Annotated in this window: 1 protein-coding gene; it reads left to right on the forward strand. The window is 58.0% G+C overall.

The features are described 5' to 3' along the window. The coding region (locus ACXJL8_RS40715) for a tetratricopeptide repeat protein (RefSeq protein ID WP_456686997.1) at positions 1–1,112 on the forward strand (1,112 nt) is incomplete at its 5' end. Positions 1,113–1,526 lie beyond the last annotated feature (414 nt).

Raw genomic sequence — 1,526 nt, forward strand, 5'->3', positions numbered from 1 at the left:
AACTCGCGCAAATGCCGGGCGCATTCGTCATCGGACGCGGAACGGCCTTTACATACAAGAACAAGCAGATCGACTTTAAGACGCTCGGCAAGGAACTCGGCATTCGGTGGGCTGTTCAAGGCGCGGTACGGCGCAATGGAGATCAGKTCCGGATCAACGTTTCGCTTACGGATCTTTCGACCGGACGCGACATCTGGTCGGATCGTTTCGATGGCGATCGAACCAATGTCGCCGCGTTGCAGGACCGGATCACGGCGCGGCTCGCCCGCTCGCTCAACATTGAACTGATCCAGGCCGAAAGCCGCCGTAGCGAAGCGGACCGATCACGCAATCCTGACGCCATGGACTTCGGTATGCGCGGCTGGGCAAGGTTCTATGAGGCGCGGTCGAAGACGGAAAATGCTCAGGCAAAGGACTTGTTCGACAGTGCGCTACGGCTCGATCCGGACAACGTTGAGGCCATGGTCGGGAAAGCGCAGTGTTTGGCCGCAGATGTGAACAACGGATGGTCTGCGTCCGTTGTTGAAGACAAAAAGCAAGCGATCGACCTCATCGACAGAGTTCTGTCCAAAAGCTCGCCAAGCGCGAGGGCCCATGCGGTCAAGGGAAACATTCTTGTATTTGGATACCCGGAGGAGGCATTGGCTGAATACGATGCTGCGCTCGAAATTGATCCGAATTATCCAACTGCCCACGGTAGTAGAGCAATCGCATTGATCGTCTCCGGGCGGGCGCGCGAAGCCTCGACCCCGGCCCAGTTGGCTCTCCGCATCAGTCCCAGAGATCCTGTTGCTTTTCTTTGGCGTTTCTGGCTCTGCCATGCACACTTGCACCTGCACGAATATGGAGAAGCCATCGAGGAATGCAGGCGCTCGCTCAATCTGAACAACTTGTACGCGTACGCCTATGTAGATCTGGTCTCGGCTTACGGAGCTACCGGACAATTGGAGCAGGCACGGCAGGCGTTAGCCGAATTGAACAAGGTTCGACCAAACTTCACCGTGCAGGCGTACGGTCAACTTGTTTATGCATTCTCAACTAACCCGCAGTTTCGGCGTGAGATCGACGACATTGTCGATGGGCTGAGGAAGGGAGGCGCGCGGGAGCAATGAATGAGGTGAGAGCTAGAACTTCTTGACGAGGAGATCTAACGGAGGGCAGCGGGAAGACGGCAAGGGCTCGCGGCGTGAACTTACCGGCAGGTCTGCTCACCCGCGCTGACGAGGTGACCGAATAAAACGCAATCTGCTGCGATGCATGAGCCCGAATCTGGCCCATCAGCGAAGTGGCGACCCGGCCCGTTGAGGTCCGCTCAGTGGGACATGGCGGACTTGATTTGCTCGCAGCGCGTTCTTCCGACCGGGCGATTCCAGAGGCCTGCWTTGGAGAGCTCGCTCTCACCACATTCGCCGCGRCGTACTGGATGCCCCGGTCTTCGCGGGGCATGACGGCAGTGGGCTTGGGAGGCATTTTCCAGAACAGCAATCGTAGGGTGGGCAAAGGCGCAATAGCGCCGTGCCCACCAT

The sequence above is a fragment of the Bradyrhizobium sp. P5_C11_2 genome (assembly GCF_054049755.1).